Source organism: Acinetobacter sp. YH12236, from assembly GCF_013417645.1.
Taxonomy (GTDB): domain Bacteria; phylum Pseudomonadota; class Gammaproteobacteria; order Pseudomonadales; family Moraxellaceae; genus Acinetobacter.
The window spans coordinates 61,540-67,539 of sequence record NZ_VPDM01000020.1 but is presented as its reverse complement, the minus strand read 5'-3'; the positions used below and the strand labels follow the sequence as shown (position 1 = coordinate 67,539).

The following is a 6,000-nucleotide window of genomic DNA, read 5'->3' as shown; positions in this document are numbered from 1 at the left end:
TCATCGTTCGGTAAATAACTTCATGGTGAATATCATGGCTGCTGTAGTGGCTTATTGTTTGAACCCCAATAAGCCAACTTTCCAAAATATGCTAAAAGGTTAAGTGGATTTCATCGAACTCAGGTTAATGTACATAGCCGGTACGGGTATTCTTTTGACCTTCTTTGGCGCTCTCATCTTTAAAACGACCACTGAGATCATCACGATTTAACAGATTGTCCAGATGTAACTCGTCAATATCGGCTTTGGTACAAAATAAAATGGTATGTGAAGAGTCCAGCACTTTGGGAGCATTGTAGGCATAAGTTCCAACTAGTGCTTTGGCAATACGCTGTTTAGCGGCATCATTGTCGGCAATAAAAAAATGCCAAGGCTGAATGTTAATCGAAGATGGCGTCAGGCGTAAGATTTCTAATAAACGTTCAAATTGTTCTGCTGGAACCTTCTTGTTAGGGTCATAAGCTTTAGTGGTATAACGGGTTTGAGCGATCTTGAGTAAATCCATTGATGGACTCCAATCTTTTGATAAGGCGTTTAGAAATATGCTTTAGGCATCTAGATTTTTCTGATCAAAAGATTATTACAATAAAAACATCATCGGCAAAGTCTATATTTATATAATCTTGAGTGAAATTTTATGAAAAACTAAGAGTTAAATCAGATAAGAAGCAAGCTTTTGTATATTGGCAGTTTCTGGTAACAGGAGTTTAATAAGAACTTCAGGCAATAGCATGCAAGATAGGTGGGCCGATGCAATATACCAATTACTTTAAACGTAAATTAAAGACGCAGCAGCAAATTGGCTTGTGGGTCGGACTGGCTGATGCGTATGGGACAGAAATTGCGGCAAATGCGGGCTATGACTGGCTCTTGATTGATGGTGAGCATGCCCCAAGCGATTTAAGAACAACGCTCTCTCAATTACAGAGTATCGCTGCTTATCCATCTCAAGCTGTAGTACGCCCACCAATCGGCAGTGTACAACTGATCAAGCAGTTACTCGATATTGGCGCACAGACCTTATTGATTCCTATGGTAGAAACTGTGGAGCAGGCCGAATTAATGGTCAAAGCAGTCCGTTATCCACCGGAAGGAATTCGTGGTGTGGGTGCTGCGCTGGCACGTGCGACACGCTGGAATAGTATCCCGAATTATTATCAGACTGCTCATGAAAATATCTGTTTGTTAATTCAGATTGAATCGGTGACAGGTCTGGAAAATCTGGATGAAATCCTCAAGATTGAGGGGATTGATGGTGTATTTATTGGGGCGGTAGATCTTTCAGCGACTATGGGTTATCAGGGGAATCCGAACCATCCTGAAGTACAAAAAGCAGTAGTAGACGCTATTCAGCGGATTCGTGCATCTGGTAAGGCTGCTGGGATTTTATCGACGCAGCATGAAGCTACCCAGAAATATCTGGCGCTTGGAACTGAGTTCGTTGCAGTAGGGGTTGATACCAGTGTTCTGATGAATTCGCTTCGTGAACTTTTGGCGAAATATAAACCTGATGCTGAAGTCATCAAGTCAGAAGGTGGTTATTGATCATCAAAAATCAAAAAAACCTGAAGCGTGGTTTCTCAATATTGATCGTTTAGACAGAAGATATTTTATAAAAGCTCTGAGTTGTCAGAGCTTTTTTATCTACTTTAGCTATAGTAGTTTAAAAAATAAGATGGGTGGGATGGTAAAATGAAACCAGAAGAAATTGAAATATTTTTGAACAGCAAAAACAGATCCATGAGCAAAAAAAGCAACAACGTTATCGTTTAGGGCAACGTATCTTATTCGTTTTCATGGTGATTTATACTTTGTCTACTGGATATCTGACAGTTGTAAACTTTCTTGATTCAAGTGATTTGATCTCAGGCTTTAGTATCATGATGTTGTTCGGTGTGTTTTATATGTTGAAATACTTCTTTACTGGACATTTAGATATGCGAAAAAGCATCTGAAAAATACTACTCTTGACATATGTCATTACAATGTAATTTTGCTATTTGGTCAAAAAAGAGTTATAAGATAATTACTTTAAAGCGAATACTGTTTTCGCTGGTTTATTTTTAGCTGATTGTGATACACGAAAGACAGGTTTTCCTGTTAAAAAAACTCTAGCAAACCCAGAAATAAGATTTATTTTTAGTCTATAGCTCTCCTTGTTTAATCACAAAAAGCTCATATTATGAGTGAATATTTTGAAAAATTTAAATACATGGTCTATCGCGACCGCCATTAATGGTTGTGAAATTCAAGTCAAAGTTGTACCAATGCAACGTCAGCAAAATACCATCAATGGTATGATTATGGTCAATGTGGGCAAGATGATTGAACTTGAAAACGGTGAACAATATCCATTTAATCTGGATGGTAAAAGTTTCTATACTGGTTTTAACCAGTTATACCGTTTAAGTTAAATAAAATATAAAAAGCAACTGCTCGCAGTTGCTTTTTTTATGGGTAATACCAGATTTTTAGCTGAATGTTATGAATATCAATATCCGAGCTGCCCAGCTCTAAAATCTCAGCATAATCAGCTTTCCAATCTCCTAAAACAATTCTTTTTTTACCATTTACATCATGGATTGCAGCACGGTGAGTATGTCCGTGAATCAGAACATCTGCTTCTTTGAGAGCTGCTTCTACCGCAGATGGGTTTACATCCATAACCTCATAGCTTTTCAATTGCTGTGCTTCATGGCTTTTCTTGCGGAAACCATTAGCGAGTCTGGCACGGAAACTTAAAGGCATTTTTCTTAAAAAACCTAACATCCAGGGATGACGGATGATTTTTCTGAAACGTTGATAGGACACATCATCGGTACAGAGTGCATCGCCATGTTCGATCCGGTATCGGATCGAACCGATATTTAAACTGGTCATTTCAGGTAAAAGCTGTCCGGAAAATTGATCCAGAAAATCTTGGCCTAAGGCAAAGTCACGGTTACCGATGAGAAAATAGATCTGATTGCCGGCTTGATTAAACTGTTTTAAAGCACTGACGATTTCATCCAGCCAGGGTGCAGTGTAGTCATCTCCAATCCAGGCATTGAACCAGTCGCCCAAAATATACAGTTGGGTATTTTTATGCTGATAAGCTGCCAATAAATCTAAAAACCCCCGAACGAGTCGAGGGTGATCAGGTGACAAATGTAAATCTGAGATAAACAGATAGGTCACGAATCTTTTCCTTATTTTTTAATCCCTCCCGACCTCCCTCTGCAAAAGAGATGAGAAAAACCATCTTTAAAAATGGTGGTTCCCTCCTTTATTAAAGGAGGATTAGGGAGGATTTAAAATTACTCAGAAATGATTTTTGCAGATTCGATCACAACGTTCTCTAGAGGAACGTCAGCGTGGTAGCCACGGTTACCAGTGCGAACGCCTTTGATTGCATCAACAACATCCATGCCTTCAACTACTTTACCAAATACGGCATAACCCCAACCTTGTGCAGTTTTGCCAGTGTGGTTAAGGAAAGAGTTGTTTTTCACGTTAATGAAGAACTGAGCAGAAGCAGAGTGAGGAGCTTGAGTACGTGCCATTGCAATGGTGCCTACATCGTTGCTTAAACCGTTGTCAGCTTCGTTCTCAATCGCATCACGTGTTGCTTTTTCTTTGAAGTTTTCATCCATGCCGCCGCCCTGGATCATGAAACCATCAATAACGCGGTGGAAAATTACGCCGTCATAAAAACCGTCACGTACATATTGCAAGAAGTTAGCTACTGTTTTAGGTGCTTTTTCAGCGTTTAATTCAAGAACAATACGACCTTTATTGGTGTTTAATTCGACTTGAGGAAAACTCATTGTGTAATCTCCTAATCATGGACTAATGCCATGGTTTTTTCTGAATGAAGGAAGCATAAGCAAACTACAATCGACAAGGCAAGCAAAAACATAATTTTCTTTGTTAAAAACATAAAAATCGTATCTTATTTATGCATTGATTTACAAAGTCATTTCTTCGAGATCATGCGTCTTCATAAAGCTTGTCTGACCCTAAGAGCATGCACTGATCTGCTGGCTCAGTCAAAAGCGGATATTTTACGATTTGGTAAGCTATTGTATTTTCCAATTTGAAAATGAACGAATTGAAATCAAATACCTAAGTTAACGGTTGAGAGATCATTCGCCTATAGTTAAACTAAAGAACCTTTATTTAGTGAATACAGTTAGACCGCGTGAGCTACTGCATATTCCTTAATCCCTTTTTAACTTTAGAAGTGAATGATTAATCATGAAGCCAAATGATGTTGTGACGTCTCTGCCCGACAACCCGACCCAAAATAAGAATGCAGTCGATTCAGTGCAGCAGCAGGAACAACAACCAGGCTTAGACTTTGTACGTCAGGTGATTACTGACGATCTAGCAGCTGGTCGTACCCAGCAAGTGGTCACCCGTTTCCCGCCTGAACCAAATGGTTATTTGCATATTGGTCATGTTAAAGCGATCTGCTTGAACTTCGGTATTGCTGAAGAATTTGGTGGCCTGTGCAACCTGCGTTTTGATGATACCAACCCCGATGCAGAAGAGCAGGAATATGTGGATGGTATTGCCAATGATGTAAAATGGCTAGGTTTCCAGTGGAATGGTGAACCACGCTATGCATCAAGTTATTTTGACCAGTTATATGCATGGGCAATTCAACTGATTGAACAGGGCGATGCCTATGTGGATCTGCAAACTCCGGAAGAGATCAAGCTGAACCGCGGTAACTTTGTAGAGCCAGGTAAAAACTCGCCACAACGCGATGCGACTGTGGAAGAAAACCTCGAGCGTTTCGAAAAAATGCGCACTGGTGAATATGCTGAAGGCGAAGCGGTATTGCGTGCCAAGATAGATATGAACTCGCCAAATGTGCATATGCGTGATCCGATCCTGTATCGTATTCTGCATTCTGCACATCACCAGACTGGCGATAAATGGAAAATTTATCCAATGTACGACTATGCGCATCCATTATCAGATGCGATTGAAGGCATTACGCATTCACTTTGTACACTGGAATTCCAGGATCACCGTCCATTCTACGACTGGGTGGTGGAAAAAGTTAAATCGCCATCAGTTCCACGTCAATACGAATCTAGCCGTCTGAATGTTGATTACACCATCACTTCTAAACGTAAGCTGCGCAAGCTGGTTGAAGGCGGTTATGTTAACGGGTGGGATGATCCACGTATGCCGACTGTTGTCGGTATGCGCCGTCGTGGTTTCACGCCTGAAGGTCTGCGTGATTTCTGTAAGCGTGTAGGAGTATCTAAAGTCGATGGCAGTATCGTTGATGTAGCAATGCTTGAATATTGCATCCGTCAATCTTTAGAAAATACTGCAGCTCGCGGTATGGCAGTATTGAATCCACTGAAAGTGACTTTAACCAATTTGCCAGCGGATATGGATCTGACTCATTCACGTCATCCAAACGTGGATATGGGCGAACGTATTATTCCGCTCACTTCAGAAATCTATATCGACCGTAAAGACTTTGAAGAAGAGCCACCTAAAGGCTTCAAACGCCTAATCCCGGGTGGTGAAGTGCGTCTTCGTCATGCTTATGTCATCAAATGTGATGAAGTGATTAAAGATGCGAACGGTGAAGTGGTTGAATTGAAATGCTCAATCGATCCTGAAACTTTAGGTAAAAATCCTGAAGGCCGTAAAGTAAAAGGTGTAGTTCACTGGGTATCTGCAACCAAAGGTATTCCTGCCGAAGTTCGCATTTACGATCGTCTGTTCACTGAATCTGATCCAGAAACTGGTGATGACTTCCTGGCGAATCTGAACCCTGAATCATTGAAAGTGGTTCAAGCAGTTATTGAGCCTGCGCTGGCTGAGGCAAAACCGGAAGATCGTTTCCAGTTTGAACGTGAAGGCTATTTCGTAGCGGATCAATATGATCATTCAAGCGACAAACCAGTGTTCAACCGTATTCTAGATTTGAAAGACAGCTTTAAACCTGGCAAATAATTTAAGCGAAATCCCTAAAAAGCCCAACTCCGGTTG

The 6,000-nt window shown here is 40.6% G+C and carries 5 protein-coding genes and 2 pseudogenes; 4 read left to right on the top strand and 3 right to left on the bottom strand.

Features of this window, described 5'->3' with window-relative positions; translation table 11 throughout:
• Nucleotides 1-103, top strand: a pseudogene (locus FTV14_RS10150) (IS982 family transposase); the annotation flags it as partial.
• 24 nt (nt 104-127) lie between these two features.
• Here FTV14_RS10150 and FTV14_RS10145 read toward each other — a convergent pair.
• A pseudogene (locus FTV14_RS10145) lies at nt 128-505 on the bottom strand (nitroreductase family protein); the annotation flags it as partial.
• A 245-nt stretch (nt 506-750) separates the two neighbouring features.
• Here FTV14_RS10145 and hpaI point away from each other — a divergent pair.
• On the top strand, nt 751-1,545 hold the full coding sequence (hpaI, locus tag FTV14_RS10140; RefSeq protein WP_125278322.1) for a 4-hydroxy-2-oxoheptanedioate aldolase: 795 nt from the start codon (nt 751-753) through the stop codon (nt 1,543-1,545).
• A gap of 650 nt (nt 1,546-2,195) precedes the next feature.
• Nucleotides 2,196-2,414: a hypothetical protein gene (locus tag FTV14_RS10135; protein ID WP_004786100.1), complete on the top strand. Its 219-nt coding sequence runs from the start codon at nt 2,196-2,198 to the stop codon at nt 2,412-2,414.
• A 37-nt stretch (nt 2,415-2,451) separates the two neighbouring features.
• On the opposite strand, the gene FTV14_RS10130 is transcribed toward FTV14_RS10135, so the two are convergent.
• Nucleotides 2,452-3,177, bottom strand: a complete 726-nt coding sequence (locus FTV14_RS10130; protein WP_104426183.1) for a UDP-2,3-diacylglucosamine diphosphatase — start codon at nt 3,175-3,177, stop codon at nt 2,452-2,454.
• 119 nt (nt 3,178-3,296) lie between these two features.
• Nucleotides 3,297-3,806, bottom strand: a complete 510-nt coding sequence (locus tag FTV14_RS10125; RefSeq protein WP_004786097.1) for a peptidylprolyl isomerase — start codon at nt 3,804-3,806, stop codon at nt 3,297-3,299.
• Between the two features lie 430 nt (nt 3,807-4,236).
• On the opposite strand from FTV14_RS10125, the gene FTV14_RS10120 reads away from it, so the two are divergent.
• On the top strand, nt 4,237-5,964 hold the full coding sequence (locus FTV14_RS10120) for a glutamine--tRNA ligase/YqeY domain fusion protein (RefSeq protein ID WP_180053850.1): 1,728 nt from the start codon (nt 4,237-4,239) through the stop codon (nt 5,962-5,964).
• Nucleotides 5,965-6,000 lie beyond the last annotated feature (36 nt).

Coding starts and splice junctions, on each gene's coding strand:
- hpaI (WP_125278322.1), top strand. CDS start 751: ATGCAATATACCAATTACTTTAAACGTAAATTAAAGACGCAGCAGCAA.
- FTV14_RS10125 (WP_004786097.1), bottom strand. CDS start 3,806: ATGAGTTTTCCTCAAGTCGAATTAAACACCAATAAAGGTCGTATTGTT.
- FTV14_RS10120 (WP_180053850.1), top strand. CDS start 4,237: ATGAAGCCAAATGATGTTGTGACGTCTCTGCCCGACAACCCGACCCAA.